This is a genomic window from Sporosarcina ureae (assembly GCF_002101375.1).
In the GTDB taxonomy this organism is placed as follows: domain Bacteria; phylum Bacillota; class Bacilli; order Bacillales_A; family Planococcaceae; genus Sporosarcina; species Sporosarcina ureae_B.
Genome location: NZ_CP015207.1, coordinates 452,468 through 467,300, shown reverse-complemented (window position 1 = coordinate 467,300; position 14,833 = coordinate 452,468). Strand labels below are relative to the sequence as shown.

The following is a 14,833-nucleotide window of genomic DNA, read 5'->3' as shown; positions in this document are numbered from 1 at the left end:
GGGGGAGCAAAATGGAACAAATCGGGGAAGGCCAGTTTTATTTAGTGCGCGAAGATGTATTGACTGAGTCGATGCAGAAAATGCTGGAAGCTAAACGAATGATGGCAAGGGGCGAAGTGACGACGATCCAAGAAGCAACCAAACGGGTCGGACTGTCACGCAGTGCCTTTTATAAATATCGTGATGCCGTGTTCCCGTTCGAGTCGATCGCACGGGACCGGATTTTAACGATTTTTATTCAACTGGAAGATTTAAAAGGTTCCTTAGCTGTGCTTTTGGAAATCGTCTCAGAGGCGAAATGTAATGTCTTGACGATCCACCAGACGATTCCCGTACAGGGGCGCGCCAATATTACGTTATCGCTGGATGTGACGGAAATGGAAATTAAAGTAGAAGCGTTTTTACAGCGACTCAAAGCACCTCGATTTATTGATTCCGTTGACTTAATTAGTTCAGGGGTTTTCTGACCTCTTATATCAGTGGGGAGATGAAAGAATCATGACAGAAAAGAAGTATGTACCTTCCGTTGCGTATTTGGGACCTGAAGCATCCTTCACCCATATTGCAGCGTCCGATTTATTCGGTATGGAAGGCTTAACGCCACGTCCGACGATTCCTGATTGTATAGAAGCGGTGACACAAGGACATGTCGCGTATGCGGTCGTTCCACTAGAGAATGCACTCGAAGGTTCCGTACCGTTGACGATTGATTATTTATTCAATAGTGAAGAGTTGTTTATTACGGCTGAAATTTCCACTCCGATTGAGCAGCATATGTTGGTGAATAAAACGCAGATCGATCATTTAGATGAATTGGATTCGATTCAGTCTCATCCGCATGCTTTAGCTCAATGTCATAAGTTTTTGCAATATCGTTACCGAGGGATTCCGTTGATTCAGACAACGTCAACGGCAGCAGCAGCGAAAATGATTTCTGAACAGCCAGAACTACGTGTTGCGGCAATTGGCAACCGTTTGGCAGCAGAAACGTACGGTTTACATATAGCAGAAGAGAATATTCACGACTTCCACTTCAATCACACACGTTTCGTCGTGTTGTCGTTGCGTAAGGAGAAGCTGGAGCATTCGAGACATGCTTCTTCGATGAAGACGACATTGATGGTGAAGTTGCCTGAAGACGATCGTCCAGGGATGCTACATCAGATTCTATCAGTGTTCTCGTGGCGTCGATTGAACTTGAGCAAGATTGAATCGCGGCCGTTGAAGACGGGTCTCGGCCATTATTTCTTTATTATTGATATTAATGAGTCGGAGGAGCATCCTATGATGAAGGGCGCCATGGAAGAGCTTGACGCGTTAGGTTGCACAGCTCGCTCGTTTGGAACGTACTATGTTTATGAATCTGGGGAATTTGTTTCTTAAGGACAGGCTGGACTTGCCCCAAGGTGAGCCAATTCTTCACTAGTGCAAAGATGTGCCACAACCGTGATGCTTATTAACGTGTATTGTATATTGGCTTGTAATAGGTAACTGCACTGGAAATAGGACTAAATCTGCCCTTGAACTTAACTAAGTTCAAGGGCTTTACTAATTCATGCACAATCATAAATAAGAGTTCTATGTCCATCCGCTATAAACGTAGGATTGAAGCGGCGGCTCAAGCCACGCCTACCGGAAAGCGTTCCCAGCCCGAGCGGAAATCCCATACACTCTCTAATTGAACTGTCTTCATTCCACCATCCTCTATTCCACAGGGTGGTTTTTTATTTGGAATAAACAAGTCCCTGATGAATATACATAACAAGAGAGGAGGCCTACACATATTGTCACAAAAGTAGGCGTCCGTTCATACGATGGATTGATGGAAGGGGGAATTGTTAGTGGAAGTTCATATTGTCGTCAAGGGTGATACATTATGGAAGATCGCAAGACAATACGGTATACCGTTCGAGGAACTGAAACGGGTGAATGCGCACCTGGCGAATCCTGACTATATCGTTCCCGGCATGAAAATATTTTTGCCGATGGATAAGAAAAAGCCTCATCATAAAGGTGATCACACGAAACCGCAGGAGAAGCCGCACGAAAAACCGCATCATGAAAAACCACACCATGAGAAACCACATCATGAAAAACCGATGAAGCCGCCACACCAGGAGAAGCCTTCTAAGCCGGCACCTCCACAAACGAAACCATCGAAGCAACCAGTGCCGCCGCTACCACAAGCGCCACAGATGCCGCCGATGCAGCAGAAGCCTTTGCCGCAAGTACCGCCGATGCAACAGCAGCCCGCACCGCCACCTATGCCGCAACAACAGCAGACTTCACCGGCAGTACCTCATATGCCGATGCCGCCAAGTATGCAGGCTCCACCGATGTGGCAGGCAGTATTCCCGATTTGCGGATGGATGCCAATTTTCGATGCGGACTGCCATCCACATATGCCTCACCAACCGATGCAGCCAATGCCACCGATGCCACCGCCGATGCAGGCGCCCATCAAACCGATGCCGCCAAAAGAGTCATCCAAGTGGTGTGAAGAGTCACCGCATCACCATAAACCGGTACCTGCACCTATGCCAGACGGTTGGCAGTTGATCGAATCGAGTTCATTACACATGAAACCGATGCCTCAACCGAAACCGCCTGTGATGCAGCCAAAGCCTCAACAGCCTGCACCGATGCCGATGCCGCAACAACCCACGATGCCGCCTAAAGCAGATATACCGCCATCATGGTGTCCGTCAAATCAGCCACATTGTTCGCCGAATTGGCCGGTTCAGCCTCAATGGTCGACTCAACCAGAATGCATGCCTGCAATGCAATGGATGCCGTATCCGCATATGATCCCAATGCCAATGCAACCGATGTGGCCACAACCTCCAGGTTATCAGAGTGATTGTGGGTGTAATACACCTCCACATCAACCGATGCCAATACCGGAGGATTGGCAACGAAACCAGTAACCGCGTATGGCAGACAATCAGCGATTTACCAAAATCAAAAAGAATGTCTGGAAAATGGAATCAGGCGGGGCAATGTATTCTGTTAAGAAGTATGCATCACTCGCTCAAGCTGTAAAAGTTCGGCAAGTTCATCAATTACTTAGTGCACAACATTTTCCGTATATCTTGCCAATTGTCGATAAATCGGATCCGTTGTTAATCATGCAGCCGTGGCTCGAAAATGCGAAAGCGGTGAACTTTAAGCGCAGAATTGACCGTATCGATTCGTTCCGTGCGCTGCAAGCATTACATGAAACGAAATATACGATTGATTGGCAATCGATTTCCTGTCTTCCGCATTATCATATGATTGAGAAGTGGGAAGTCCGGCTTGCGCGGTTTGAAGAGTTGAGGGAAATGTGTGGAGCGTTTCTAGCTTCCTCGACGATCGATCAGTTATTAAAGTACGGACAGGATGCGTTACAGATAGCCAAGAAAGAACCACCTCCTGTACATTCCTTGACGCTGTTGCATGGTGATGTCGTACATCATAATATTTTGCGTGACTCGAATGGCAATATCCGCTTTATCGATTTTGATTTAGCATGCCTTGGAACGGAAGAGGATGAACGTGTGTTGTGGATGCATCGTGTGTTGCCACAGATTTCCTATAATCCGACGTTTTTGATGGGTGAGCATCCGGCGCTACAAACCTTGTCAAACCAGTCTCTTGCGAAATTATTATATCCGAATGAGGTCCTCCGAGAATGGTTACATCTGTTGTCGTTGCCCCTAGTGCAACAACAACGGATGGCCAGCAAACTTCTGCATTTCACAGATACCGCGCTCTCGCATTGGCCGAGATTATGGTATGATATAGAGCGAATGATGAAGTAGGAGGTTTGATCCATGGCAGGCCATTCAAAGTGGAAAAATATCCAAAATAGAAAAGGCGCACAGGATGCAAAACGAGGAAAGATCTTTCAGAAGATGTCGCGTGAAATTTACGTGGCAGCAAAGTCTGGCGGAGACGATCCAGACACGAATCCAGCTTTACGTCTAGCAATCGATAAATCAAAGAGTGCCAATGTCCCGAATGATGTTATTCAGCGGGCAATTGATAAAGCAACAGGTTCGGGTGCGGATGAAAACTATGAAGAAGTGATCTACGAAGGGTACGGACCGGGCGGTGTCGCCGTTCTCGTATATACTTTGACAGAAAATCGCAATCGTACGGGACCCAATATGCGCGTGGCATTCAATAAAAATGGCGGTAGTTTGGGAGAGACTGGCTCCGTCAACTATTTATTTGAACGCAAAGGCCGTTTGTTCATCGAACGTACGCAAGAAACGGACGAGGACGCAGTCATGCTGGCGGCTTTGGAAGCAGGAGCTGAAGATGTTATTTCGACAGAAGATGGATTTGAAATTCTGACGGAACCCTCTGAATTCCTGAATGTAAAAGAAGCGCTTGAAGCGGAAGATTTAGTATTTATTTCTGCAGAAGTAGATATGGTTCCATCCGTTTATGCGGATTTGAGTGAAGAGCAACAAGATCAGTTTATGAATATGATCCATGCGTTAGAAGATGACGACGATGTTCAAAACGTCTATTCTAATGCGTCGGATGCGTAAAGAATACTAGCCAGTCAACAACTTTCAAGTAAGTAAAGTTGTTGACTGGCTTTTTAATGGTTGACAATGATAATGAGATTCATTATCATTTAAGTTAATTGCTAAAAAATTTATATGTTTAAGTTGAATAAAAGGGGGAAATAAATATGATTATCGTAACAAACACCAATAAGATTATTAAAGACCGTGGACATGAATTGGTTACGCGTTTTGATAAAAAAGGAAAAGTAGAGCAGATGGAAGGGTTTTTAGGTCTAGAAGTATTGTTCACGGACAATTTACCAGACTATGACGAAGTGACGATCAGTACCCGTTGGGAATCAAAAGAAGCTTTTGAGGCATGGACGAAAAGCGATGCATTCAAGGAAGCGCATTCTCATCGCGACGGACAGCCGAGTTATGTTATTAGCAATAAAGTATCATTCTATGATGTTAGGGTAGTACGGGATCCGATCGTTGCGATGTGACCGCAAGCACCGTGTTTAGCTGTTCAGAAAAAAATCACCTCTCACTTTCATACTGCCAAGTGAGAGGTGATATTATAGATATTATGCTTTGACGCTAGAAGATTTTGGTTTCGTTAAGAGACCGCCACTTTCTTTTAAGTATTTTTCAATACCTTCAGCTGCACGGTATGAAAGGGCACCGATTGTTGGTGTAGGGTGGTGACTACTAAAGTGAGGTAGTGCAGATCCGCCAACGACGAATAAGTTTTCCATTTCCCACAGTTGTAAGTAGTTATTTACTGCAGACGTTTCTGGGTCTTCACCCATCGCTACGCCGCCAATATAGTGCATACCTTCGTAAGCGTGGTCAAATTGATCTGGTAATTCGTCTTGATCAATAATATCCGCGCCCATTGCTTCAACGATTTCAGTACATTTTTCAATACCGAATTTCGCAATGTTCTTATCTTGTTCTGTTAGTTTGTTTGTAATACGTAATAATGGATCTCCGAACTCATCTTTATAAGTAGGATCTAAGTCCATGAAGTTGTGCCACCAAGGCATAACTGCTGCCGAGTACCAAACCGTTAATGTACGGAAAGCGTAGAATAGAGATTTCTCTTTAAACTCTTCACCCCATGTTGGTGTACCTTTAGGGACAAAGTTATTCTTAATCGCCGCATCTCCGTATTGACGAAGTTCGATTCCGCCACCATGAATGAAGTCTAAATCCGTGTGGTCAAATAGGTCAGCGTCATAATCACTTACAGCGCCACCCAATCCACCAGCACCCATATAGTAGTTGAATTTCTTGTCATTAAAGAATCCTGTAGCCCCTAGGAAAGTACTGTTGAATTGTCCCGTGAAGTTACGGCCAATCGTTCCTTTTCTAGTCTCAGGGTTATAGATTTCACCAATGTCCGATAACATCAGTAAGCGGTTATTTGAGAATGTGAATGCCGCAAGAACGACAACATCAGCTGGTTGTTCAAATTCTTGACCAGTTCTTGTATCCGTATATAAAACGCCCGTCGCTTTACCGTCTTTGTGTATAACTCTTCGTACGAGTGAATTGGTTCTGATTTCACAGTTACCTGTTTTTCGTGCAGTTGGGATAACTGTTGCAAGAGGATCTGATTTTGAACCGAAGTCACAGCCGTACATTGTACAGAATGAACAGAACATACATTGGTTCAATGTTTCACCATCAGGATTCGTATACGTTTGCGACATGTTTCCAGAAGCCATTTGATACGGGTGTAAACCGATTTCTTTTGCAGATTCTTTGAAAAGTTTAATCGCAGGTGAAGCTAACATTGGCGGGTTTGGATATTCATTTGATCTCTTGTCCCCAAGTGGATCTGGTTCTCCTGAAATCCCAGCCGTTTGTTCCCATTTAGCATAATAAGGCTCTAATTCATCATAAGTAATTCCCCAGTCACGGATTTGCATCCCTTCTGGAATTTTACCTTCTCCGTAACGTTCAATTGTTTTCGAACGAATTTCGAAGTCATAAGAACGCCAGCGGTATACGGAACCTGCCCAGTGCATACTTCCGCCACCAAGGTCTGTCCCCGTATTCATATCTTTTTGTAAACGTACAGGTAATGCAGCATCGCCGATCGAAACACGAGATGTAATCGTATCGCCTGTTAATTTTTCAATCATTTCATGTCTGTTTGTATAACGTAGTTCATCTTTAACACCTATAAAATCTGAACGTGTTTGATCTTTACCACGTTCCAACATTACGACTTTATAGCCTGCTTTGGAAAGTTCAGCTGAAACAATTCCGCCAGCCCAACCACTACCAACGACTACAACGTCTACTTTTTCTAATTTTTTAGCCATTTATACGTCCTCCTAAATTAAAGCCCTTGGTAATTACGTAAACTTGAAGGCTCCATTACAATAAACTCTTCTTCTTCGATTTTATCTAAAAAGCTCATGATTGGCCCAGGGTATTCTTTCATTCTCCAAGCTTCCATATTACGATTTCCACCGTAAACAGGATCTGCATAGACGCCTTCGATCGTTGTTTTTCGTAACAACTTAAAGAAATCTGAGGAATCTACTCCACTGAACTTCACTTCACCTTTTTCAAACATTTGTAAAATTTCATCTTGCTGTTCAGGTTCTAGATTAACAAATCGATCATCAAATTTATCTTGTGCGGTTTGCTCCATTGCGTTAATGCCTTCAAGGAAAAATGTACCTCTTGTCATTTTTGTTTGATAGTTAGCCGTTCCAGCTGGTATTTTCACAACGGAAGACGATGTAATCACTTCGTTATTTTGTCGTTTTTCTTCTTGATAAACGTCAGTTTTTACAATCGATGGGAAAGGACCATGCATATAATCATTCGCATTTCTTCCCCAGTTACTTGCACATTGACGGTCAATGAAATACGGCACACCTAGTTCGATTGCACCCATTCCATTTTTATTCTCTGGGTAAATTCTTTCAGTTGCAGCAGATAGCAACGCAAAGTCTTCATTTCGACTGAAAAACGTACGCGCATCAAACGTAACTTGTTTACTCGCTTGTGGTGTTGCTTCTTCCTTTGTACCTTTTTGGAACTGATTCGTTAGCAAACCACCAAAGAGAGAGCCACCTAAAAGTCCACCAGCGACAAGACCGCCACTCTTCAAAAACTTTCTTCGACTTAAATCTTGAGTATCTTGATTGGGATTTTTATTATTTGTCATAGTTTAGTTCCTCCTTCACATTTGTCATGAAATGTGGCGACTTTTGCCGAGGCAAGTGTAATCGCACCGTCTACTTACTTTATTGACTCAGACTTTTCTATTTCAGTTTTCTTGTCTTTGTCGTCTTCTAAAATGTCTTTTGTTGCCTTTTTAAATTCTGCTAACGTTTTCCCGACAGCGGAACCAATTTCAGGCAATTTTCGTGGTCCAAATAAAATTAAAATAATTACTAATATAATTATTAATCCTGGTACACCGATCGATGCTAAACTCAAATAACTCCCTCCTTTTACATTAACTTTACATATCTACAATGTATTGGTAGAGCTCTAGCTAGTCTGCTAAATTCGTAAGGGAATTCTGGCCCTCATATATGATAGTGTTATTCGACAAAAAATGCAAAGTAATTTTACTAACCTTTTTTAGACAAATTTATTATATGAATAGATTAAATAATCGTACTAAATGCTATAATGGGAACATTTCGAAATGGGCATAGAGTCCGGTGTAGTCGCAACGTTACAGACGACGAATTACTAATCCGAACTGTGAATTTTCACCAATACAATGGTCATGACTATCATGATTAGTATGAGCGATCAAACATAGGGTGAAATGATGTATCGATTTGAAGTTTTCTTCTAAGGAAGGTAATGAGGATGTATAGAGATGAAGTGAGAAATCTTTTAGTTAATAATAGTGCATAGAAGTTCAATCCGGCTTTCATCACATTATTCGGTTCATATACGGAAGGAACGACCCATGTAGATAGTGATAGGGATCTGGCATATCTCAGTAATAAAGAAATATAAGGAGTGATAAAATGAGTAAAGATAATGAAACTCCTGAAGAAAGACGTGAAAGGATAAGGCAGAAGGAGTGAAAGCATCCAGCTAGCAGTATGCATGGAAGCGTACTTTCTGATTTAGTAGGTGACTTAAGTTGGAAAGGTACTGGTCTGTTGATTCTTTTATTAATAATAGGCTCTATTATATATGCTATTTTCATTCGCTAATCGGGTGCTTTTAACGAATGGTTTGTATAGCACTCATGTAGTTCATCGGAGAGAAAACCTTCATGAAAGAGCTTTCGCGAGTAGAGTTGGTATTGCTGAAGCTAGATTGTCTCGATAAAAGAAGTTGAATTTTGTGATCGGGCAGAAAACGTTTTCTATGTATCCTTGAAGAGTGGGTTGATAAATAGTATATTTAAAAGCTAATTCATTTTGCTGTCAACTAAACTACCTAAAAAGTCTTCGTTCTATGGTGAAATGAAGACTATTTAGGTAGTAGCTTTCATGTGTACTAATCAATTACAGAGGTCAAAAATTCCATCACCTGCTTTTTACTATTTACGCACTTCTAGCGTCTCCAACATTTGTTCAAATCGTGCACCATGACCTTCTTGTGCTTCTAGGAAGTAGTTCTCTTTTATGAGCAATGTCCCACCATCTACTTCCATCATATAGATCGTCACGACTTCGCTATCCGGTTCTTTTCCTGCAGTTCCATGCAAAGAAAGGGCGTTTACTGGTGTGGAAATAGTCTTTTCCTCAAGCGGCATACTGTATTCCTGTTTCATATCTTCCTTTACACTTTCTGGCGTTTGATCTTCGACGTATAGAAATGTCATATTCACCTCAGGATAATCAGTAGGGATTGCGACAATAGGACTGAGCTTGTCTTCTTTCTCACCGTTTTCAAACGTATAGTATGCTGGATCGATGTACAGCGAGTACACGGCATTGCTGCCTTCGACGAGGTCCATTGTGATAGTGGAGTCTTCACCTTCAACAGATAGAACAACATCCATCGTTGGTTCGCGGTCAGGCAACGCAGTAGGTATTTCAGGCGCTGTGTCAACAGGTGTTTCAGCGGATGGCTTCACTTCTTTAGTAGGTTTTTCGGCTTCTGAATTACAACCGACAAGTAGCAGTGACATAGCAAAGCTTGCGTATATGATTTTTTGCATATGACAACCTCCTTTAGAATGGGCCTCAGAACTTCTTTATATATATACGTTTAAACGACGTTCAAGGTTTCACAAGCTAAGCAAATTATTAGAAATAAAAATAGGCAAGCGCTATGATAAAACCTGCAGATATTAAATACAAGGGAGATTTTCATTATGACAATTAAAGTCAAAGCGGTAATCGGAAGTACAAGTTCCACTTCATACAATTTAAAGTTAGTACAATTTATGGCTGAGCGTTATAAAGAGGAATTGGAAATTACACCGGTTCTCATTAATGACTTAGAAATGTTCTCTATTGATATTGAAAGCGAACCACCTGTAGCCGTACAAACATTTAAAGCTGATGTCAAAGATTCAGACGCAGTGATGTTCGCGACACCTGAATATAACTTCTCTATTCCGGGCGCAATGAAAAATGCGTTGGATTGGTTGTCACGTGGCGGGGACTTTACGTTGCACGGCAAAACAGGCTTTATTGTTGGATCATCAATGGGAGTTTTCGGTTCAGTGAGAGCACAGATCCACTTACGCGAAATTCTTTCTAACCCGGCACTAGCGCCAAACTTGTTGCCGGGCAACGAAGTATATATCGGTGCTGTTCACACAAAAATGGATGAAGAAGGAAATATTACAGATGAAGCTACAATCGCATTCCTTGATACTGTAGTACAAAATTTCATCGCATTCCATAAGAAACAACAAGTAATCGCACACGCATAAGTAGGATGAATGTTGCTGTCCAAGTCGTCATTATTTTAAATGACGACTTGGACAGCTCTTTTTTGATGCGAAATAGTATGCGATAAGAAAACAAAAGGCTGGCAGAGGTGTTGGGGATGGGGATTGGTGCTTCGGAGTGGACGCTTTCCTAGGGGGCCCGCGGTGAGCCAACTGTCGAGCTGATCCTCTGGGAGTCGCCTATCCTACGCGCCAAACCCTTGCAATGTAAGTGGTAAATACTTTTCGTTGTGCAATGAAATAAGTGTTGTAATAGGTTTTGAACTTTAGTACTTGAATCTATATAAATTGAGACATTACAATAATTCACACACTAACCACAGTGACTGACCTAAGTAACACAACTATCCACGTAGGATGGAAGCGGCTCGGGCCACGCCCTCAGGAAAGCGTCCCCAACTGGAGCTTCCATCCCATCACACTCACAAATTCTCTCACCACTTCAAAGTATTCGCTTTTGAACTTACATTACTTAAAATACATACCCACTTTATTTATGCAAATTTTCGAAGGTCGTACAAGTAGAAAACCCGTTCGTATGCTATAATAGCAGGTATACTTTAGGGGGAGAATATTTTGTACGATTACATAAAAGGCCATGTGACACGTGTGACACCAGAATATGTTGTGCTGGAGCAATCGGGAATCGGTTGGCAAGTTATGACGCCGAATCCATTTGCGTTCCACGTAACCGACGAGGTGCAGCAAGTGTTCACGTATTTGCATGTGCGTGAAGATACGCAGTTATTGATCGGCTTCAAGACGCTGGAACAACGTGAACTGTTCCGTAAACTGATTACCGTTTCGGGAATCGGTCCTAAAGGCGCGCTCGCAATTCTTGCGAACGGCTTGCCTTCTCAAGTAGTGAGTGCGATTGAGCGTGAAGATGAAGCATTCCTTGTGCAATTTCCGGGTGTCGGCAAGAAGACAGCGCGTCAGATGATTTTGGATTTAAAAGGCAAACTTCATGATCTATTTACGGAAATTGATTTGCCGGATTCCGAAGACACGCTATTGACACTTACTGAAAGTGATGAGCTCGATGAAGCAATGCTAGCGTTGACTGCGCTTGGTTATTCTGATCGCGAACTGAAGAAAGTGAAGCCGAAACTCGAGAAAGAAGAACTCGATACAGAAGGCTATATGCGACTGGCGTTAAAATTACTTTTGAAACAAGGCTAATACGATGGAGGTGGTTCCAATGGATGAACGCATACTGACGAATGAAGCGACTGATTTTGATGATAGTTTTGAACAATCATTACGCCCGCAATTATTGCAACAATATATCGGTCAGCAGCAAGCAAAAGATAATTTATCGATTTTTATCGAGGCGGCAAAGAAACGGGAAGAAAGCTTGGATCATGTTTTGCTGTATGGTCCTCCTGGGCTTGGAAAGACGACGCTCGCTACGGTCATAGGCAATGAAATGGGTGTCAATGTCCGCATGACGAGCGGTCCTGCAATTGAACGTCCGGGTGACTTGGCGGCAGTGGTATCTTCATTGGAGCCGGGCGATGTTTTATTCATCGATGAAATCCACCGACTAAACCGAGCGATTGAAGAAGTGCTGTATCCGGCGATGGAGGATTTTTGTCTCGATATTATGGTCGGAAAAGGTCCGACTGCGCGTTCTGTGCGACTGGATTTGCCGCCTTTCACATTGATCGGCGCGACAACGCGTGCAGGGGCATTGTCTGCACCACTTCGTGACCGCTTCGGTGTACCGCTTCGACTGGAATATTATGAAGTGGAATCATTGACAGAGATTGTCATTCGAAGTGCAAATTTGTTTGACGTGCACATCGATCCGCAGGCAGCTATGGAACTGGCAAAACGCTCTCGTGGAACTCCGCGTATTGCAAATCGTTTACTGCGAAGAGTGCGCGATTACGCACAAGTACGCGGCAATGGAGTCATTACGCTTTCGATTGCACAAGAAGCGCTTGATATGCTGCAAGTGGATCACCATGGACTCGATCAAATCGACCATCAGTTGCTCCATAGCATGATCGAACGATTCCGTGGCGGTCCAGTTGGTATCGATACACTCGCTGCAAGTATTGGCGAAGAGTCAGTGACAATCGAAGACGTCTATGAGCCGTATTTATTACAAATGGGATTTATTCAACGTACATCAAGAGGTCGGATGGCAACGGAAAAGGCTTACGAGCATTTCGGCTATCCGCTTCCTGAATGACAGATAGGAGTTAGCATGATGGAAGTAGAAGACTTTGATTTTGATTTACCGGAACATTTAATTGCCCAAACACCACTTTTGGATCGCACGGCGAGCCGTTTACTCGTCATGGGACGCGATAACGGTATCGTGACACATAAGTATTTTCGTGATTTAGTGGATGAACTAGAATCTGGGGATTTGCTAGTGTTAAACGATACAAAAGTATTACCGGCGCGTTTGATCGGGACGAAAGAAGAAACTGGCGCGACGATTGAAGTGTTGTTGTTAAAAGAAACAGGTGATGACCGCTGGGAAACACTGGTCAAGCCTTCGAAACGTATAAAAGTGGGGACGGTCGTGACGTTTGGCGACGGCTTGTTGCAGGCTGAATGTACAGCACTTGGCGAGCAAGGTGGGCGTGAGTTCAAATTTAGTTATGATGGTATTTTCTATGAGTTGCTCGATCAACTTGGACAGATGCCGTTACCACCATATATTACGGAAACATTAGAAGATCAGTCGCGCTATCAAACGGTTTTCGCAAAAGAGCGCGGCTCTGCGGCGGCACCTACAGCAGGCTTGCATTTTACGGATGAAATCTTGGATGCACTGCGTGAAAAAGGTGTTCAGATCGCTTTCATTACGTTGCATGTGGGACTCGGTACATTTCGTCCTGTTAGTGTGGATTCAATTGAAGACCACACAATGCATGCAGAATATTATGTTATGACAGAAGAAACGGCGGCACTTATTCGGGAGACAAAGGCTAGTGGCGGCAATGTAGTAGCGGTCGGTACGACATCTACTCGGACGCTTGAGACCATTGCTTCAGAGAATAATGGAGAAGTAGTCGCGGCAAGCGGTTGGACTTCAATTTTTATTTATCCAGGGTATGAGTTCAAGGCGATTGACGGCCTCGTGACGAATTTCCACTTGCCGAAATCCACGCTATTGATGCTGTTATCCGCATTTGCTGGACGCGATCAGGTTATGCATGCATATAACGAAGCAGTGAAAGAGCAGTATCGCTTTTTCAGTTTTGGGGACGCGATGTTCATCCGCCCTGCTACAAGAAAGGAACGAGATTAATTGGCAGCTATTACGTACGAACACATCAAAACATGTAAACAAACGGGTGCGCGACTTGGAATTGTCCATACGCCACACGGTTCATTTGAAACACCTGCTTTCATGCCAGTCGGAACACAAGCTACGGTCAAAACAATGGCTCCGGAAGAATTGAAGGCAATGGGTGCAGGCATTATTTTAAGTAACACGTATCATTTATGGTTGCGTCCAGGTAATGAAATCGTTAAAGAAGCGGGCGGATTACATAAGTTCATGAACTGGGATCGCCCCATTTTGACTGATTCAGGCGGCTTCCAAGTGTTTTCACTTAGTAAATTCCGTGATATTAAAGAAGAAGGCGTTCATTTCCGTAATCATATCAATGGAGATAAGCTGTTTTTGAGTCCGGAAAAAGCGATGGAAATCCAAAACGATCTTGGAGCCGATATTATGATGGCATTTGACGAATGTCCTCCATTTCCTGCGACGCATGAGTACATGAAAGCAAGTGTTGAGCGTACGTCACGATGGGCAGAACGTTGTCTAGAAGCGCACGGGCGTCCTTTAGATCAAGGATTATTTGGTATCGTACAAGGTGGAGAGTTTGAAGATCTTCGTAAGCAAAGTGCACGTGATTTAGTATCCATGGATTTCCCAGGCTACGCAATCGGTGGATTGTCAGTCGGAGAACCGAAAGATATTATGAATAATGTGTTGGAGTTCACGACACCTTTACTTCCGCAAGATAAGCCACGTTATTTGATGGGTGTTGGATCTCCAGACTCCTTGATAGACGGTGCAATCCGCGGAATCGATATGTTCGACTGTGTCTTGCCGACGCGTATTGCACGTAATGGTACGTTGATGACAAGTGAAGGTCGCGTAGTTGTCAAAAATGCGAAGTACGAAAGAGATTTTGGTCCACTGGATCCGAACTGTGATTGTTATGCGTGCAAAAACTATAGTCGTGCATATATTCGACATTTAATTCGTGCGGGGGAAACTTTTGGTATACGTTTGACGTCTTATCATAACCTGCACTTTTTGCTTAACTTAATGGAGCAAGTACGTCAGGCCATACGTGAAGATCGTCTCGGTGATTTTCGTGAAGAGTTTTTTGAGCAATACGGCTTTAATAAACCGAATGCAAAAAACTTTTAAATCTTGTATAATAAA

The 14,833-nt window shown here is 43.2% G+C and carries 17 protein-coding genes; 13 read left to right on the top strand and 4 right to left on the bottom strand.

The genetic code is table 11. The features are described from left to right. Nucleotides 1-11: 11 nt before the first annotated feature. The 6 genes from SporoP8_RS02245 (at nucleotide 12) to isdG (ending at nucleotide 5,008) form a co-directional block, all read left to right on the top strand. Nucleotides 12-467 carry an ACT domain-containing protein gene (locus SporoP8_RS02245; protein ID WP_085131017.1) on the top strand — a complete coding sequence of 152 codons (456 nt, stop codon included), beginning with the start codon at nucleotides 12-14 and terminating at the stop codon, nucleotides 465-467. A gap of 31 nt (nucleotides 468-498) precedes the next feature. Further along, nucleotides 499-1,383, top strand: a complete 885-nt coding sequence (pheA, locus tag SporoP8_RS02240) for a prephenate dehydratase (RefSeq protein WP_085131016.1) — start codon at nucleotides 499-501, stop codon at nucleotides 1,381-1,383. A gap of 458 nt (nucleotides 1,384-1,841) precedes the next feature. Next, nucleotides 1,842-2,927 (top strand): LysM peptidoglycan-binding domain-containing protein, encoded by a 1,086-nt coding sequence (locus tag SporoP8_RS02235; protein ID WP_198166055.1) that lies wholly within the window; start codon nucleotides 1,842-1,844, stop codon nucleotides 2,925-2,927. 6 nt (nucleotides 2,928-2,933) lie between these two features. Next, nucleotides 2,934-3,803 carry a phosphotransferase gene (locus SporoP8_RS02230; protein WP_085131014.1) on the top strand — a complete coding sequence of 290 codons (870 nt, stop codon included), beginning with the start codon at nucleotides 2,934-2,936 and terminating at the stop codon, nucleotides 3,801-3,803. 12 nt (nucleotides 3,804-3,815) lie between these two features. Next, the gene (locus SporoP8_RS02225) at nucleotides 3,816-4,541 is read left to right on the top strand and encodes a YebC/PmpR family DNA-binding transcriptional regulator (RefSeq protein WP_085131013.1); all 726 of its coding nucleotides are present in this window, start codon (nucleotides 3,816-3,818) and stop codon (nucleotides 4,539-4,541) included. 146 nt (nucleotides 4,542-4,687) lie between these two features. Continuing rightward, entirely contained in the window at nucleotides 4,688-5,008 is a 321-nt protein-coding gene (isdG, locus tag SporoP8_RS02220) for a heme oxygenase (protein ID WP_085131012.1), read from the top strand. A gap of 81 nt (nucleotides 5,009-5,089) precedes the next feature. On the opposite strand, the gene SporoP8_RS02215 is transcribed toward isdG, so the two are convergent. From SporoP8_RS02215 to tatA, 3 genes are all read right to left on the bottom strand, one after another. After that, nucleotides 5,090-6,838 (bottom strand): GMC family oxidoreductase, encoded by a 1,749-nt coding sequence (locus SporoP8_RS02215; RefSeq protein ID WP_085131011.1) that lies wholly within the window; start codon nucleotides 6,836-6,838, stop codon nucleotides 5,090-5,092. 17 nt (nucleotides 6,839-6,855) lie between these two features. After that, the gene (locus SporoP8_RS02210) at nucleotides 6,856-7,695 is read right to left on the bottom strand and encodes a gluconate 2-dehydrogenase subunit 3 family protein (protein WP_085131010.1); all 840 of its coding nucleotides are present in this window, start codon (nucleotides 7,693-7,695) and stop codon (nucleotides 6,856-6,858) included. A gap of 74 nt (nucleotides 7,696-7,769) precedes the next feature. Continuing rightward, nucleotides 7,770-7,970: a twin-arginine translocase TatA/TatE family subunit gene (gene tatA / locus SporoP8_RS02205; protein WP_085131009.1), complete on the bottom strand. Its 201-nt coding sequence runs from the start codon at nucleotides 7,968-7,970 to the stop codon at nucleotides 7,770-7,772. Between the two features lie 450 nt (nucleotides 7,971-8,420). Here tatA and SporoP8_RS16955 point away from each other — a divergent pair, with 450 nt between their 5' ends. Then, nucleotides 8,421-8,507 carry a nucleotidyltransferase domain-containing protein gene (locus SporoP8_RS16955; protein ID WP_085133533.1) on the top strand — a complete coding sequence of 29 codons (87 nt, stop codon included), beginning with the start codon at nucleotides 8,421-8,423 and terminating at the stop codon, nucleotides 8,505-8,507. An 89-nt stretch (nucleotides 8,508-8,596) separates the two neighbouring features. Beyond that, the gene (locus tag SporoP8_RS16925) at nucleotides 8,597-8,710 is read left to right on the top strand and encodes a DUF6366 family protein (protein ID WP_420066732.1); all 114 of its coding nucleotides are present in this window, start codon (nucleotides 8,597-8,599) and stop codon (nucleotides 8,708-8,710) included. A 332-nt stretch (nucleotides 8,711-9,042) separates the two neighbouring features. Here SporoP8_RS16925 and SporoP8_RS02190 read toward each other — a convergent pair whose 3' ends face one another. Next, entirely contained in the window at nucleotides 9,043-9,666 is a 624-nt protein-coding gene (locus SporoP8_RS02190) for a hypothetical protein (protein WP_085131008.1), read from the bottom strand. Nucleotides 9,667-9,822: 156 nt separating this feature from the next. On the opposite strand from SporoP8_RS02190, the gene SporoP8_RS02185 reads away from it, so the two are divergent. The 5 genes from SporoP8_RS02185 to tgt all read left to right on the top strand — a co-directional run bounded on the left by SporoP8_RS02185 (nucleotide 9,823) and on the right by tgt (nucleotide 14,818). Then, nucleotides 9,823-10,389 (top strand): NADPH-dependent FMN reductase, encoded by a 567-nt coding sequence (locus tag SporoP8_RS02185; protein ID WP_085131007.1) that lies wholly within the window; start codon nucleotides 9,823-9,825, stop codon nucleotides 10,387-10,389. A 594-nt stretch (nucleotides 10,390-10,983) separates the two neighbouring features. Then, nucleotides 10,984-11,589 carry a Holliday junction branch migration protein RuvA gene (gene ruvA, locus SporoP8_RS02180; RefSeq protein WP_085131006.1) on the top strand — a complete coding sequence of 202 codons (606 nt, stop codon included), beginning with the start codon at nucleotides 10,984-10,986 and terminating at the stop codon, nucleotides 11,587-11,589. A gap of 19 nt (nucleotides 11,590-11,608) precedes the next feature. Further along, on the top strand, nucleotides 11,609-12,607 hold the full coding sequence (gene ruvB / locus SporoP8_RS02175) for a Holliday junction branch migration DNA helicase RuvB (RefSeq protein WP_085131005.1): 999 nt from the start codon (nucleotides 11,609-11,611) through the stop codon (nucleotides 12,605-12,607). 18 nt (nucleotides 12,608-12,625) lie between these two features. Then, nucleotides 12,626-13,678 (top strand): tRNA preQ1(34) S-adenosylmethionine ribosyltransferase-isomerase QueA, encoded by a 1,053-nt coding sequence (gene queA, locus SporoP8_RS02170; protein ID WP_085131004.1) that lies wholly within the window; start codon nucleotides 12,626-12,628, stop codon nucleotides 13,676-13,678. Then, nucleotides 13,679-14,818, top strand: a complete 1,140-nt coding sequence (tgt, locus tag SporoP8_RS02165; RefSeq protein ID WP_085131003.1) for a tRNA guanosine(34) transglycosylase Tgt — start codon at nucleotides 13,679-13,681, stop codon at nucleotides 14,816-14,818. Nucleotides 14,819-14,833: the final 15 nt, after the last annotated feature.